The organism is Photobacterium sp. SP02 (assembly GCF_038519165.1).
Taxonomy (GTDB): domain Bacteria; phylum Pseudomonadota; class Gammaproteobacteria; order Enterobacterales; family Vibrionaceae; genus Photobacterium; species Photobacterium halotolerans.
This window is the reverse complement of record NZ_JASJOJ010000074.1, coordinates 1-17,004: the sequence shown is the minus strand read 5'-3', so window position 1 is coordinate 17,004 and position 17,004 is coordinate 1. Positions and strand designations below refer to the sequence as shown.

Annotated in this window: 9 protein-coding genes; all 9 read left to right on the top strand. The window is 48.1% G+C overall.

What is annotated here, in order from left to right; genetic code table 11:
• The coding region (gene pepN / locus P0Y67_RS20330; RefSeq protein ID WP_342393314.1) for an aminopeptidase N at positions 1 to 2,558 on the top strand (2,558 nt) is incomplete at its 5' end.
• An 86-nt stretch (positions 2,559 to 2,644) separates the two neighbouring features.
• Positions 2,645 to 2,866: a DUF2835 domain-containing protein gene (locus P0Y67_RS20325; RefSeq protein WP_342393313.1), complete on the top strand. Its 222-nt coding sequence runs from the start codon at positions 2,645 to 2,647 to the stop codon at positions 2,864 to 2,866.
• Between the two features lie 420 nt (positions 2,867 to 3,286).
• Complete coding sequence (locus P0Y67_RS20320) at positions 3,287 to 8,116, top strand: NAD-glutamate dehydrogenase (protein WP_342393312.1); 4,830 nt, start codon at positions 3,287 to 3,289, stop codon at positions 8,114 to 8,116.
• Positions 8,117 to 8,160: 44 nt separating this feature from the next.
• Complete coding sequence (gene pyrD, locus P0Y67_RS20315; RefSeq protein WP_218385864.1) at positions 8,161 to 9,180, top strand: quinone-dependent dihydroorotate dehydrogenase; 1,020 nt, start codon at positions 8,161 to 8,163, stop codon at positions 9,178 to 9,180.
• A gap of 248 nt (positions 9,181 to 9,428) precedes the next feature.
• The gene (locus tag P0Y67_RS20310; RefSeq protein ID WP_342393311.1) at positions 9,429 to 9,968 is read left to right on the top strand and encodes a cell division protein ZapC; all 540 of its coding nucleotides are present in this window, start codon (positions 9,429 to 9,431) and stop codon (positions 9,966 to 9,968) included.
• A gap of 1,157 nt (positions 9,969 to 11,125) precedes the next feature.
• Positions 11,126 to 13,270, top strand: a complete 2,145-nt coding sequence (rlmKL, locus tag P0Y67_RS20305) for a bifunctional 23S rRNA (guanine(2069)-N(7))-methyltransferase RlmK/23S rRNA (guanine(2445)-N(2))-methyltransferase RlmL (RefSeq protein WP_342393310.1) — start codon at positions 11,126 to 11,128, stop codon at positions 13,268 to 13,270.
• Positions 13,271 to 13,302: 32 nt separating this feature from the next.
• Complete coding sequence (locus P0Y67_RS20300) at positions 13,303 to 13,551, top strand: glutaredoxin family protein (RefSeq protein ID WP_027252204.1); 249 nt, start codon at positions 13,303 to 13,305, stop codon at positions 13,549 to 13,551.
• Entirely contained in the window at positions 13,538 to 15,466 is a 1,929-nt protein-coding gene (locus P0Y67_RS20295) for an ABC transporter ATP-binding protein (RefSeq protein WP_342393309.1), read from the top strand. Before P0Y67_RS20300 ends, P0Y67_RS20295 begins: the two co-directional genes overlap by 14 nt.
• A partial coding sequence (locus P0Y67_RS20290) for a DUF3466 family protein (RefSeq protein ID WP_342393308.1) occupies positions 15,466 to 17,004 on the top strand: 1,539 nt, incomplete at its 3' end. The genes P0Y67_RS20295 and P0Y67_RS20290, both read left to right, overlap by 1 nt.

Sequence of the window (17,004 nt, the reverse complement as noted above, 5' to 3'; positions counted from 1 at the left end):
TTACGATTACCGATATTGATCTGGTGTTTGATCTGCAGGACACGGCGACCCGCGTTGTTGCTGTCAGTAAAGTGAAGCAACAAACTGAAGGTGTGACGTCACTGGAATTAGACGGTGATGATTTGGTTCTGCGTCGGCTGGAAATCAATGGTGAAACCTGGCAGCACTATGAAGAGACGGCAGATGGCCTGCTGATTCGTCAATTGCCTGAAGAGTTTGAACTGACCATTGAAACCGAGATTAACCCGGAAGCAAACACCGCGCTTGAAGGTCTGTATAAATCTGGCGGTGGCTTCTGTACCCAGTGCGAGGCGGAAGGTTTTCGGCGCATTACGTTTTATCAGGACCGCCCGGATGTACTTGCCCGTTTCACCACCAAAGTGATCGCAGATAAAGCCAACTTCCCGTATCTGCTGAGCAATGGTAATAAAGTGGCAAGCGGCGAGCTGGAAAATGGTCGTCATTGGGTTCAGTGGCAGGATCCGTATCCAAAGCCTTGCTACTTGTTTGCTCTGGTTGCCGGTGATTTTGATGTGTTGCGTGACAATTATAAAACAGTCAGCGGTCGTGACGTTGCACTGGAAATCTTTGTCGATAAGGGCAATCTGGATCGCGCCGAACACGCCATGCAATCGCTCATTAACTCCATGAAATGGGATGAAGAGCGGTTTGGTCTGGAATATGACCTGGATATTTATATGGTCGTTGCCGTTGATTTCTTCAACATGGGGGCGATGGAAAACAAAGGCCTGAATATCTTTAACTCCAAATACGTACTGGCGAATCCGGCCACTGCCACGGACACGGATTATCTGGGCATTGAGGCGGTGATTGGTCATGAGTACTTCCACAATTGGACCGGTAACCGCATTACATGCCGGGACTGGTTCCAGCTCAGCCTGAAAGAAGGCTTGACTGTATTCCGGGATCAGGAGTTTTCATCGGATCTGGGCTCTCGGCCGGTAAACCGAATCAACAACGTCCGTGTGATGCGTGGGCCACAGTTTGCTGAGGACCGCGGTCCGATGTCGCATCCGATTCGACCGGAAAAAGTCATTGAGATGAATAACTTCTATACCCTGACCGTTTATGAGAAGGGCAGTGAAGTGATCCGGATGATGCATACGCTGCTGGGCGAAGCAGGTTTTCAGGCAGGCATGAAACTGTATGTTGAACGCCATGACGGAACAGCAGCGACATGTGACGACTTTGTGCTGGCGATGGAAGAGGCCTCGGGTGTTGACCTGAGTCAGTTCCGTTTATGGTATAGCCAGTCGGGCACACCGATTGTAAAAGTCAGCACCGACTATGATGCCGGTGCCAAACGTTACCGTGTCACGGTAAAACAACAGACGGCACCTACAGCCGGGCAAAAAGAGAAACAGCCACTGCATATTCCGTTTGATATTGAACTCTACGACAGCAAAGGTCAGGTTATTGAGTTACAGCGTAACGGAGAGAAAGTGCATCATGTACTGGATGTCACTGAGTCTGAGCAGACTTTTGAATTTGATCAGGTGAATGAGCAGCCTGTGATTTCCATGTTACGTGAATTCTCGGCGCCGGTTGTCCTGGAGTACGATTACAGTGACCAGGAGTTGGTATTCCTGATGACTCATGCGCGCAATGAGTTTGCGCGCTGGGATGCCGGTCAGATGTTACTTGCCAAATACATTCGCAGTAATGTGGCCGCGGTACAAACGGGGGAAGCTGTGGTTTTCCCTGAAAACGTGGTGGATGCATTCCGCGGGGCGTTACTGGACGAAAAACTCGATCCTGCCTTTATTGCCGAAATGCTGACTCTGCCCAGCGAGAATGAAGTGGCTGGCTGGTATGACGTTGTTGATGTGGATGCCATCCATGCTGTGCTCGGACAGCTCGAAAAGCTTCTGGCGACAGAGCTGGAAGATGAGCTGACTGCCATTTATCACTCACTGAAGCAAGCCAGCTACAGTATTGAGCATGGCGCGATAGCCAAGCGTGCGTTGCGTAATCGCTGCCTTGCTTATCTGGCATTGACAGCGCAGGGTGAAAAACTGGTGTCAGCTCAGTATGAAACGGCCGATAACATGACAGACACTATGGCTGCCATGTCAGCGGCTAATGAAGCACAACTGGCCTGCCGCGAATTGCAGATGGCAGATTTCAGCGACAAGTGGAGCCATGACGGACTGGTCATGGACAAATGGTTTATTCTTCAGGGTAAAAATCCGGCGGCAAACGCTCTGGATAATGTGCGTGACACTATGCAACACCCAGCGTTTAGCCTGAAGAACCCGAACCGTACGCGCAGCCTGGTAGCGAGCTTCTGCGCCAATAACCCGGTTCGGTTCCACGCCAAAGACGGCAGTGGTTATGGTTTCCTGACTGAGATACTGACCGCCCTGAATACGTCGAACCCGCAGTTGGCTTCACGCCTGATTGAGCCTTTCCTCAAGTACCGCCTGTATGATGAGGCACGCCAGGCACTGATGCGTGCCGAACTGGAGAAACTGGCCGGTTTGGACAATCTGGCGAGAGATTTGTTTGAGAAAGTGGAAAAAGCACTTGAACAATAAAGCAAGTCTGTTTTAATCAGAAGGCTCCTCCGGGAGCCTTTCTTTTTTATTCAACCAATTTTATTCGATCAAGCAGGCTTGTTTGCATGAAGAGATACACCTTTTCAGTCAACATTCCCTATCACACCTACCTGCAGCATTACTCAGGTGCTGCCAGCTCAGTGCTGGTTCACACCGATGAGGGCCTCCGGCTGCAGCTCCCGGCCGTCAGACTTCGTCCTTTCCTCAGTCAGTTAGGTATAAAAGGGCGTTTTCGGGTTATGGTCAGCGCAGAAAACCGCTTTGAAAAGTTGGAGAAAATCGCTTAAAACCTGTCTTTAGTCGGATATTAACAAATATCCTACATAATTATGCGAAACTGGTTTTTTTATCTGTTGCGAATAAAGTATTCCATATTCACTTGCCTGAAATTTTGATTAGTTTCACGGCTAGAAAAAAGTTTATATTTTTAGATGGTTAGACCAAAAAGTGCGTGTAACAGCAAGTTATCGCATTGGAATTTTTGTCTGCTGGCAGGCTACCAGTCAAAACATCTACCTTAGTCACATATTCGATTTTTTCTTCAAAAACCAGAGTAATTAACGTAACCATTTGGCAACAAAACCCCCTACAATAGCTTTCGAGTCAACAATACCTCGCCAGAGAGAAGTTTTTTAGCGCTGAACTCGGGGCGTCGTTATAAAACCCTATACTAGATTGATAAAAGTAATAACGATGGAGCATCTGCTATGACCGCACCTGACACAATAGTGCCGGTACTGCTTGAAAAAGTGTATGGCTTAATCCAGGACAAGATAGAATCCCCTCAGCAGTCATTAGTCGAAGTGTTTGCTCAACGATTGTTAGGACAACTGGCAGATGATGATCTGCTTCAACGGAATGAATCTGATTTGTATGGTGCAGTACTTAGCCTCTGGCACCATCTAGTGCAAAACAAACCTGACCAAATTTCTGTTCGTGTTTATAACCCGACATTGAGTCGATATGGCTGGCAGTCAACCCACACGGTAGTGGAGATTGTGATGCCGGATCATCCTTTTCTGGTCGACTCAGTCCGCATGACATTAAACCGTCTGGGCATCACCAGTCATTTGATGTTCAATGGCCCGTATTTCTTCAAGCGCGATGATCAAGGGGTGATCATTGAAGCATGTGGAGAATCCGGAGATCTGCAAACTTTATTCCACATTGAAGTCGATCGGTTATCCAGCAAAGAAGAAATGGATGCTTTGAAAACCGAGCTTGAGCAAGTATTGCAAGATATCGAGCTGGTCGTGAATGACTGGCAGGCAATGCAGAGCAAAATGCTGGAGATTGCAGAAGAACTTAAAGCAGCGAAATTGCCGGTAGATAAAAGCCACCGTGAAGAAGCGATTGAGTTTCTGGAGTGGGTGACACGCCATAATTTTACCTTTATGGGTTATCACCAGTACGATCTGGTGCCTGTTGAAGGTGATTTTGAACTGCGTCCCTGCGACGAAAAAGGCCTGGGTCTCCTGAGCAAGCCGGGTAAAGCCCGTTCACTTATGTTGTCTGACCTGCCTGAATCAGCGCGAGTTGAAGCGAGAAAGCCAAATCTGCTGATTCTGACCAAGAGCAACGGTAAGTCGAAGATTCACCGTCCTGCCTATATTGATTACATCGGTATTAAACGTCTGGATAAAGACGGCAATGTCATCGGCGAGCACCGTTTCACCGGCCTGTATGCTGCAACGGCTTACCATCAGACAGCGATGAATATTCCGTTGATCCGCAATAAAGTGATACGCATTCTTCAAAGCAGTGGTTATTCAGAAGATTCACACTCGTGGAAGGCGATGAATAACATTCTGGAAACCTATCCGCGCGATGAGCTGATTCAGGCCAGTGAAAAAGAAATGCAGGATGTGGCCAGCGGTGTTGTAAGAATGCAGGATCGTGATCTTCTGCGTCTGTTTGTTCGCCGTGATCCTTTCGGTCGCTTCTTCTCTTGCATGGTCTATGTCACCCGCGAGCGTTATAACACCGAACTGCGTGTCAAGACTCAGAAAATTTTCCAAGAGTATTTTGGCTCTAAACAAAACGTGGATTTCACCACTTTCTTCTCAGAGAGCCCACTAGCGAGAACTCATTATATTGTGCGTGTAGATAACAACAACTTTGATGTAGATGTAAAAGCGATCGAACGTAATCTGGTCGAAGCGGCTGCTTCCTGGGAAGATCGTTTAATTGATTCACTGATCTCAAACTTCGGTGAAAATCAGGGAACCCCTCTGGCGAAAAACTATGCGCGCGCCTTCCCGCGTTCTTATAAAGAACAAATGCTGCCAGGTTCTGCGGTTGCAGATATTGAGCTGCTGGAAAGCCTGAGCGAAGACAACAAGCTGGGCATGCTGTTCTACCGTCCGCAGGAAGTGGCAACAGATTCCCGTTTTGTGAAGCTGAAACTTTACCATCGTGATGAGCCAATCCATCTGTCAGATGTGATGCCAATGCTGGAAAACCTTGGCTTGCGTGTGATCGGAGAATCGCCATACGAGATCGTTACAGCGAACGGAACCGTATTTTGGATCCTCGACTTTGCGATGCTGGTCAATGGTTGCAACGAGATTGATCTGAGCGATGCACGAGATCGTTTCCAGGAAGCGTTTGCTGCTATCTGGCACAGTGAACTGGAAAGTGACGGCTTTAACCGTCTTCTGTTTTGTGCAGAGCTGACTGGCCGCGAAATCACTATTGTCCGCAGCTATGCCCGTTATATGCGCCAGGTTGGTTTTCCATTCAGTCAGCAATACATCGAAGATACGCTGGCCAACCATGCTGATTTGGCGCGTGATCTGGTTGATCTGTTTGCCTTGCGTTTTGATCCGGCAACTAAGTTCAGTGCAAAAGCTGAAGAAGCACTGATAACTAAGATGAATGAAAAGCTGGAAGAAGTCGAAAGTCTGGATGACGACCGTATTATCCGTCGTTATATGGAAATGATTCTGGCTACCCAGCGTACCAACTACTATCAGACTGATGAACAAGGCCAGCCTAAGCCATGGCTGTCGCTGAAACTGCGTCCGTCTGAAATTTCGGAAATTCCGGCACCTGTACCTTTCTTCGAGATCTTCGTGTACGCGCCAGATATTGAAGGTGTTCACCTGCGTGGTGGCAAGGTGGCCCGTGGTGGCTTGCGTTGGTCAGACCGTCAGGAAGATTTCCGTACCGAAATCCTGGGTCTGGTTAAAGCACAACAGGTTAAGAACACAGTTATCGTACCTGTGGGTGCAAAAGGCGGATTCGTTTGTAAGCGTCAGCCGCAAATGACAACCCGTGAGGAAATCCTGGCTGAAGGTCAGCGTTGTTACAAGCGCTTCATTCGCGCACTGCTGGATGTGACTGATAACATCATTGAAGGCGAGATTGTTTATCCAAGCAATGTTGCTCGTCATGATGAGGACGACCCATATCTGGTTGTTGCTGCCGATAAGGGCACCGCGACATTCTCTGATCTGGCTAACTCGGTATCAGCGGATTATAACTTCTGGCTGGGGGACGCATTTGCTTCTGGTGGCTCTAACGGCTACGACCACAAGCAAATGGGTATCACTGCCAAAGGTGGCTGGGAATCTGTTAAGCGTCATTTCCGTGAGCTGGGTATTGACTGCCAGACAACAGATTTCACCTGTGCTGGTGTCGGTGACATGGCCGGCGACGTATTCGGTAATGGTATGTTGCTGTCTAAGCATACACGCTTGGTTGCAGCCTTTAACCATATGCACATCTTCCTGGATCCAAACCCAGATGCAGCCTCCAGCTGGGAAGAGCGTAACCGTCTGTTCAATCTCCCTCGTTCAAGCTGGGAAGATTACGATGCCAGCCTGATCTCTGAAGGGGGCGGTGTATTCTCGCGTCGCAGCAAGTCTATTAAGCTGTCGCCACAAATTCAGAAACTCTTAGGCACGCGCAAGCAAAGCCTGACGCCAAACGAAGTGATCAAACTGATCCTGACGATGGAAGTGGATCTGTTGTGGAACGGCGGTATCGGTACTTATGTTAAGGCTGCCAGTGAAACCCATGCCGATGTTGGTGACCGTGCTAACGATGGCCTGCGTGTCAATGGCGGCGAGTTGCGCGCCAAGATCGTTGGTGAAGGTGGTAACCTGGGTATGACTCAGCTGGGTCGTGTCGAGTTTGCGATCAATGGCGGACGAGTTAACACAGACTTTATTGACAACGTGGGCGGTGTAGACTGCTCTGATAACGAAGTTAACATTAAGATCCTGCTCAATGGTCTGGTGGCTGCGGGTGATCTGACATACAAGCAACGCAACCTTCTGCTTGAGCAGATGGAAGATGAAGTGGGCGATATCGTACTGGACGATGCGTACACCCAAAGTGAGTCTATTTCTGTGACTCAGCATCAAAGCGTACAGCTGCTGAAAGAGCAGATCCGCTTCATCCATCATCTGGAAAAAGAAGGCAAGCTGGATCGCGGCCTGGAGTATCTTCCTGATGACGATACACTGGCAGAGCGCGAGAAAGACGGCATTGGTCTGACGCGTCCGGAGCTGGCTGTATTGGTTGCTTACGGCAAGATGGTGCTGAAAGAAGAGCTGGTTACTGAAGAGATCACTGAAGATCCTTATCATAACCGCCTGCTGCCGGCATACTTCCCGAAAGCACTGCAAGAAAAGTATCGTGCTCAGATGGAAAATCACCCTCTGAAAGGAGAGTTGATTGCCACATCGCTGGCCAACCAGATGTCTAACGAGATGGGTTGTAACTTTGTCACCCGTTTGCAGGAAGAGACGGGTTCGACAGTGGCGGAAATTTCGTCTGCATACTCTGTTGGCCGTGATGTGTTTGGCTTTGAGCAGTTCTTCGAGCAAATCCGCGAACTGGACAATAAAGTGCCTGCGCATATCCAGTACGAGATGATGTATCGTTGCCGTCGTATGCTGCGTCGCATCACTCGCTGGTTCTTGCGTAACCGCGATCGCAAGATGGGCATTGAAGAGCAAATTGCATTCTATCAGCCAACGCTGAACAACCTGCGTGATAACCTGGAACAGTACCTGGTGGCTGAAGAAGTGCAGGAGCATGATGATCAGGCGAACAGCATGATCAATGAAGGCGTCCCGGCACAGCTTGCGCACAATATTGCCCGCCTGAGCAGCCTGTACTCTGCCATGGATATTGCGCAGAGTGCGAAAGAGCTGAACAAAGATGTTGGCTTTATTGCTCGTGTCTACTTTGTACTTGGCGCACAGTTGTCGCTGCACTGGTTCCTGCAACAGGTTCACAATCAGCCGGTTGAAAACCATTGGCAGGCACTGGCTCGTGCTTCTTTCCGCGAAGATCTGGATTGGCAGCAACGTCAGCTCACATCTGCGGTTATCGGAGCAGGCAAGGGCAATGAAAAACCTGAAACGCTGATTGAGATGTGGATTGAGCATCATCACTCCGCCATTCAACGCTGGGAAAGCGTACTTGCTGAATTCAAGGTGGGTACAGCCCATGAATTTGCAAAATTCTCCGTTGCAATGCGTGAATTGGTGCTATTAAATTTGAATTGCAAACCAAATCAGTGAATAATCTAGCCCCGTTTATACGGGGCTTTTTTTAAGGAGGTATAATGATTTACCGCCTCGCGCGTTCGGCCATGTTTCAGCTTGATCCTGAAAAAGCGCATGATTTGGCTATCAAGAACTTTTCTCGCTTCACCGGTACACCTCTCGATATTTTTTACCGTCAAAACCTCCCTGATCGTCCTGTTGAAGTCATGGGACTCAAGTTTAAAAACCCTGTTGGTCTGGCCGCTGGCCTGGATAAAAATGGCGAATGTATTGACGCCTTTGGCGCAATGGGCTTCGGATTCGTTGAAGTCGGCACTGTGACGCCTAAACCTCAGCCGGGAAATGACAAACCCAGACTTTTTCGGGTAAAACCTGCAGAAGGTATTATCAACCGGTTCGGTTTCAACAATAAAGGCGTTGACCAACTGGTAGAAAATGTAAAGAAAGCCACGTTTGACGGAATTATCGGTATCAACATCGGTAAAAACAAAGATACACCCTTGGAGAAAGGGGTAGACGACTATCTGATTTGTATGGATAAAGTCTACGAGCATGCTGGCTATATCGTTGTGAATATTTCATCACCGAATACCCCAGGGCTACGTAATCTTCAGTACGGTGAGGCATTGGATGATTTGCTGACGCAATTGAAGAGCAGACAAACATCGTTGGCTGAGAAGTTTGGCCGATACGTGCCGCTTACGCTGAAGATCGCACCTGATCTCGAAGATCACGAGCTGATCCAGATTGCCGATTCATTGATCCGAAATGAGATAGACGGTGTGATAGGGACGAATACGACCCTGGATCGTACCCTGGTACAGGGAATGCCGCATTGTGATGAGGCCGGCGGCTTGAGTGGGCGTCCGCTGCAGCACAGAAGCACGGAAGTCATCCGTATGCTTAATCATGAGCTAAAAGGGCAAATCCCTATTATTGGGGTAGGTGGCATTGATTCAGCCATTGCTGCAAGAGAGAAGCTGCTAGCCGGTGCCAGTTTGGTCCAGGTATATTCAGGCTTTATCTATCATGGCCCTAAACTGGTTAAAGATATCGTACTCAATTGTGATTTACGATAATGAGTGACGCTGTCACTAAACGTTCGCGTTTGTAAATCTGCCGTCATACAAACAACGCCCACTTTATGTGGGCTTTTTTTTGTTCCAACATCGGTAAAAAGCGGTATTTTGTCAAAATTACATAGCTTAACACTATGATCTTACAAATTTTTTCCCCTTTTATTTTATCACTTACTTAGTACAATTCCTTTTACGTACTTAATTTGCTTGCTTTGATCACAGTTAAGACACTGACATTGGAGCCTATCGTGTTAAAACCAAATAATTCATGGACGTGGTATTACGACCAGAAGAATGACTCTTTAATGCTCGACCTGGGCGAAGAGATGGTTTTCCGCGTTTCAATTCCGAGTAAACATCTTATTGCTTGCGCCTTTAATCGATGCGAGTTCACGGTTGACGATGCAAGTACCTATCAAACATATCTCGAAAGCATTTCTGCGTTGGATTTGTCTGCTCCGCGTAAGGTCGAACTGGCCTTAAATGCTGTCGCTGCCAGTCGTTTTCATAAACCCATGATGCCTAAAAGCTGGTTTTTTTCTCAGCAAGAGGGTGGTTATACGCCTCATAACGGCGAGATCATCGGGCTGGATACCGATTTCGGCGCTGCCCGTTACCTGGTTATTGAAAACAGCGGTTGTGCGAGCCTGTGCATGCTGGCAGATGTGGAACCTCATGTTCTGACTTCAGGGAAAGAAATGGAATTCTGCGGCATTATCAAAGTAATGAACGACAGAATGCAGGCCGTCCATTTAGACACAGAGCTGGGCTTGGCGCTGGTAGGCTAATCGTTGGGCCTGGAAAGGTATACTTAACAACGATTTACACCAATAGGCTTTAAAAGCACATTTCCACATTTCTACATATCCCCACTAAACTATCAGCCACTTGGCATATCATGCCTGGTTAATCAGCTGCTTTACGTGACCGGATTTAGCTGTTTGTGTCACTGATCGATTCTCTGCGCAAATTCCCATACTCTCTTCTTATCTAAACACACGTGTTTTATCTCATGCCGCTTCTCGTACCTTTGAACAGGCCCTTGGCTTAATCAGGGTGTTTTCTCAGTCCCTGTTCTCCACAGAGGGCATCATGCTTTGCTATCTGCTATCTGCTATCTGCTATCTGCTATCTGCTATCGCCGTTTTTGTCTTATTAACGGCTCCAGATATATCCGCTGCCGTGGTGATATTAGCCATCAGTGCGTCATTTGATGAATATCTATACGGGTATTGAGCGACATAACGTCATCTTGATGCAAAAAATAAGTAAAAAAAGGGACTTTTTTATTGTTACTTGCCTTTTTTTTGGACAAAAAAACACCACTATTTTCCGGTAAATTATCGTTTATCTGGGTAGATATTTCCCTGTTTTCCCCATTTGTGAAAGCCCATTACAAACTTGAATAAACACGTTGGATTAAGTTTCCTGACAGGAAAGAGTTGTGCCTGGGGCGATTGGTGTGACGAGAGGTTATTGTATATACATAGGCGTGGGGATAGCGACTGCTTACAAACATTGCTTGTGTTTGGCAGCGGCATCTTCAGTAATTACGCGATCTCTCTGATTGCCTGTTGTTTTTAAGTAGTTGATTTAGATGTATTTTTATTTACCGTTTCCCTGTGGAAACGATTTGCGGACATAGAGGTAAGTGCTTGCTTAATCCGTCTTATGGATTGTATTCAAGCAGTTAGGTCAGGTTTGTTTCCTGTGGGAAACTATTTGCCTGGGTGAGACATTCTGAAAAGTATGCGTTTATCTGTTTTGCTGTCTTGGCGGGTGGCGGATTGCAAAGATAAACCGTCTGTGATGTGGCAAACTGCGATTGTTAGCTTGATTTATACTCGAACAGTGCAGAAAAAATGACTGGCCGGCATAGCTGATACAGGCGCATATCTGTGAATTCAGGTATAATCGCGGGCAACATTTGTTTGAAAAGAAACCCATGAATCAATATCTCGCTATTACTTCCCGTGGTCTGGAAAATCTTCTGGCCGATGAACTGACTCAACTAGGTGCTGCACAAGTAAAAGTTGTGCATGCCGGCGTTCGCTTTTCCGCTGATCAGAATACGGCTTATCGTTGCTGTTTATGGACTCGTGTTGCATCACGTATCGTCCAGGTATTAAGCGAATTCAACGTCAGGAACGACCTGGATCTGTATCTCGGCGCGACAGCGATCAGCTGGGAGCAGTATTTCAGTTCCCGTACCCGTATTGTGGTCGACTTCAACGGTACTAACCGTGAAATCCGTAACAGCCAGTATGGCGCGATGAAAGTTAAGGATGCCATTGTTGACCGGTTTACCAAGGGAAATCAGCCTCGTCCGACAATTGACCGTGAACGACCTGATTTACGTATCCACGTGCGTTTGTCGAACGATAAAGCCATTGTGGGTTTGGATATGGCGGGGAGTGGCCTTCACCAGCGGGGGTATCGTACTGAAGCGGGTAAAGCACCATTGCGCGAGACTCACGCTGCGGCTTTGGTGATGAAAAGTGGCTGGACGCCAGAGAAGCCATTGTTAGATCCAATGTGTGGCTCAGGCACATTATTGATTGAAGCGGCCATGATAGCAGCGGAAATTGCGCCGGGATTAAAGCGTAAGCGTTGGGGATTTGAAGCCTTAAATGATTTTGACCAGGGTGCCTGGCAAGAGATTCATGCCGAAGCCTCTGTGAAAGCCCGTCGGGGTGTGGCTAACGTCACAACACCTTTCTTTGGTCGCGAAATGGACAGGCGTATCCTGACTGTGGCCAGAGATAACGCAGGCCGCGCCGGTGTTAGTGAGTTGATTGATTTCGAATACGGTGATGCAACCCAATTGGTTCGTCCTAACGGATTCGAGACCGGTGTGATTTTGTGTAACCCCCCTTATGGTGAGCGTCTGGGTACCACCCCTGAGCTGATTGCGCTTTACACCGAGTTAGGAAATCGCCTCAAGCTGGCCTTTGCCGGTTCAGTGGCGTCGATCTTCTCCTCGTCGAATGAATTGCTGAGCTGTATGCGTATGCGGGCCGATAAGCAGTTTAAGCTGCGCAACGGCGCATTAGATTGTGTTCTCAAGACATATCAGATCACTGCCGGTGGTGTTAAGCAGGTAGAAGGTGCGAAAGAAGGGCAACTTGAAGAAACGCTGGTTGCACCGGATTTTGCGAATCGCCTGAAGAAAAACCTGTCGAAACTGGATAAATGGGCAAAGAAAGAAGAGTTGGATTGCTATCGTGTCTACGATGCTGATTTGCCTGACTACAATGCCGCGATCGACAAGTATGCCGACTATGTGGTGATTCAGGAGTACGCAGCACCTAAATCCGTACCTGAGGAAACGGCCCGCCGTCGATTGATGGATATTATGCGTGCCACCATCCAGGTGACGGGCGTTGATAGCGATAAAGTGGTGTTGAAGGTGCGAGAGCGCCAGAAAGGTAAAAGCCAGTATCAGAAGCTGTCTAATGCATCGCGTTATATGACGGTCAACGAATACGGTGTAAAGCTGCAGGTTAACCTGTTTGATTATCTCGACACCGGGCTGTTTCTGGATCATAAAATTACCCGTCGTCGTCTTGGCGAAATGTCAAAAGGCAAAGATTTCCTCAATCTGTTTGCGTACACTGGCTCGGCAACGGTACATGCTGCTTGCGGTGGCGCGAAATCCACAACAACGGTTGATATGTCAAATACCTATCTGCGTTGGGCACAGGAAAATATGGCCTTGAATGGTCAGGTCGGCCGCCAGCATGAATATGTTCAGGCGGACTGCCTGCAATGGCTGCAGGAAGTGGATGACACCTTTGATTTGATCTTCATTGATCCGCCAACTTTCTCCAACTCTAAGCGCATGAAACAGAGTTTTGATGTGCAGCGTGACCACATCATGCTGATGGAGAACCTGAAGCGAATGCTGCGCAAGGGGGGAGAGATTGTGTTTTCAAATAATAAACGCCACTTCAAGATGGATGAAGCGGCATTAGCAGATTTGGGGCTGGTGGCGAAGAACATTTCTTCTGAAACACTGCCGATGGATTTTGCCCGTAATAAGCAAATTCATAACTGCTGGATTATTACCCATAAGGAAGGCGATGTTTGAGTCGCTGAAGTCGATAAACTAAGGATTGTTACTTGTCTATCATCCTCTACAGTACGGAGGGATGCCACCTCTGTGAGCAGGCGTATGCACTGCTTACGGAGGCCGGAGTTTCAGAGCAGGTAGATGTCGTTGATATTGCTTTTGACGACAACCTGTTTTCCCGTTACGGCGTCACAATACCGGTCGTATCTTTTTACGACAATGAATCTGTTTCTGAGCTTGGCTGGCCTTTCGATGCCGCTGAGCTGGCACTTTGGTTAAAGAGTCATGGCATTAATTAAAATCAGTAACGCGCAGCTTGCTTATGGTGATCATCCATTATTGGATCATGCCGAATTTCTGCTGCAACCTAATGAGCGTGTTTGTTTGGTCGGCCGTAATGGTGCAGGCAAATCCACGTTAATGAAAGTCATCGCCGGTGAGGTACTGCTGGATGATGGCAGTATCCAGCGTATGAGTGAATTAAAGGTTTCACGGCTGGAACAAGATCCACCTCGCAATGCAGAAGGCACTGTCTTTGATTTTGTTGCAGAAGGTTTATCAGAAGTGGGTGGTTTGCTTCGCGAATATCACCACTTACTCGATAAAATCACCACGGATGCAAGTGAAATACACTTTGCACAATTAGCTAAGGTACAGGAAAAACTGGATCATGCTAATGCCTGGCAGTTTGACAACAAAATCAGCTCTGTATTAGAACACCTCGAGTTAGATGCCGGCACTTTGCTGGCTGACCTGTCAGGCGGCTGGCAGCGTAAAGCCGCGCTGGCACGTGCTCTGGTGAGTGAACCTGATATTCTCTTGCTCGATGAACCAACCAACCACCTGGATGTCGCTACGATTGAATGGCTGGAAGGTTTCTTAAAAGATTTCCGTGGCTCTATCATCTTCATTTCTCACGACCGGGCTTTTATTCGTTCAATGTCGACACGTATTGTCGATTTGGATCGAGGCAAGCTGAATTCATTCCCTGGCGATTACGATAAGTATCTCGACGCGAAGGAAGAGTTATTGCGTATCGAAAGCGAGCAGAACGCTGAGTTTGATAAAAAACTTGCGCAGGAAGAAACCTGGATACGTCAGGGCATTAAAGCGAGACGTACCCGCAATGAAGGGCGAGTAAGAGCGCTGAAGCAGCTTCGTGCCGAGCGTAGCGAGCGCCGGGAAGTGATGGGTAAAGCGGATATGCAGCTTCAGGATGCCCGTCGTTCAGGCAAGGTTGTCTTTGAAGCTGAGAATATCAGCTACCGTTACGACGACAAGCCAATCATTAATGATTTCAGCTTTAACGTCATGCGCGGTGACCGTATCGCCCTGATTGGGCCAAACGGCTGCGGTAAGAGTACTTTGCTCAAGCTCATGCTGGGCCAGCTGCAGGCGACGGAAGGGCATTTTCACTGTGGTACCAAGCTGGAAGTGGCTTATTTTGATCAGTACCGTGAAATACTTGATCCCGAAAAAACCGTGCTGGATAACCTGGCAGAAGGTAAACAGGAAGTCACGGTCAACGGCCGAAGCCGCCATGCGTTAGGTTATCTGCAGGACTTTTTGTTCCACCCCAAAAGAGCGCGCACGCCTGTGAAGGCGCTGTCTGGCGGTGAGAAGAACCGCTTGTTGCTGGCCAAGTTATTCCTGAAACCCAATAATTTATTGGTTCTTGATGAACCAACAAACGATTTGGATATCGAAACTCTGGAACTTTTGGAAGATATTCTTGCCAATTATCAGGGCACTTTGCTCTTAGTGAGCCACGATCGTCAGTTTGTTGATAATACTGTGACCACAAGCTGGATTTTTGAAGGTCAGGGTGTCGTCAATGAATACGTGGGTGGCTACCATGATGCGCAAGCCCAGCGAGCCAACTCTGCTGCACAACGTGCCAAAGCACAGGCAGAAGAGCAAGCCGCCGAGAATAAAAAAGATGAAAGCCAACAGCGGCAGCAAGTGAGCCGGGATAAGCCGGGTAAGAAGTTGTCTTATAAGCTTCTGAAAGAACTTGAAGAATTGCCGTCTCGTTTGGAAGATTTGGAAAATGAGATTGCCCAGTTGCAGGAAAAAATCAATGATCCTGCATTTTTCCAAAGCTCAACTGATGACACTCAAGTGACCCTGTCACGCCTGGCCGAGGCAGAGCAGGCACTGGAAGTCGCCTTTGAACGTTGGGAAGAACTAGAAGCAATGCAGAAGGAATCCTAATGCGACATAAGATGTTCAAGTTTTCAACGCTGGCAATTGTTATTGCCAGCGTCACGCAGGCACAAGCGGCGGTTTACGACGTTGTTGAAGTGAGCGGTGATGCCAGTGGTGTAGATGCACTGCAATATTACGATAAAAACAACAGTGATTTGACCAGCCAGGTGCAGTTTTACGGCCAGGGGATCAGTCCGTCAACAGGCACTGAAAACTGCTTTGAAACCAGCTGTTCATCAACCAGTTATAAAGTCTTCGGTGAAAGCCGCTTTGGCAGTGACGGTATTGATATCCGCGATGAGATTCCATACCAGCTGGATAACTTCCAGCAGATCAATGATGAGTGGTCACTGGAAAGACACTGCAGCTCTGCATATGGATTCAACACCTGTGATACCTGGGCTGAAACGCGGTTTTTTGGTGTTGGTTATAACTCGGACAAACCGGAAGATGGCTCGGGATATGGCGGCCTGCGCAGAGAGCAGTTTGCCTGGCAGAACAATTATTATGCTAACACGCTGCCATTCTTAGATAACGGTGCCGACGCATTTGAGCGTGTCACTACGTTTGCCAATGATCTGGCAGGGTATGATTCAAGCGTGACACCGTCACTCGGCACGCTGGTGGATGGTGGCGATCATGTCTCCGCCAATGGTGCGGTCAGTGCAGTCGGTACCTCAACGCTGGGTGACTATACGCTGGGCGTGACCAGCTCGGCATACTTCGCCAATAACAACCATTATGCCCGCCAGTTCAACAAGCGCGGCTTTGTGAATCTTGATGCCAGTATGGGTAGCACTAAGGTTTCATTATTGCCGGTAGCCGGGAATGACCTGGTTAAAAACATGGGGCAGACATTAGCCTGGGATGCTGTCGAATATCCCGCTGGTAATCTACTGGTGGTTGGCAGCGCGGCGTTTGCGCCATCTAATCTCAATGACAATATCAAGCTGCCCGATGACGTGCCGATCAAACGTGGCGACCTGAATGACTGTGTCACCAATGGCGCGACGCCAGGCACGATATTTAATTCATGGGCCTGTCAGTTTACTGTCTTCGCCAATGAGGCGGCATTCTGGAATGTTGATGGTTCAGCCACTTCAGAAGCTCAGTTAGTTGCAGCCCGTGCATCGGATCGCCCGGCGTTAGACCCAGATGACAACAATCGTTCTTTCCAGGCATCAGCCCGGGCGGTTTCTCTGGTTGACGGTAAGCCAGTGATGGTGGGATACACCACCGACTCAGTGGACAACGATTATTATGCGGTGCGCGCAGCTATCTTTAAGCTGAAAGATGGTGTGACTGGCACTCCAACCGCTGAGAGCTGGACGGTTTCTTACATTCCGAACCTGAATATCGAACAGGGTAATGACCGTATTTACCGCTATACCATAGCGACGGATATCAATGACCAAAATAAAGTGATTGGTGTTGCTAAGCGAGCCAAGTCGACAGAGCGCTCTTATGCGGAAATGATGTATTTGTATGATGCGACGTCGAATTCGTTCAAATGGCTGGACTCATCCGTAAGCAGCATTTTCTTT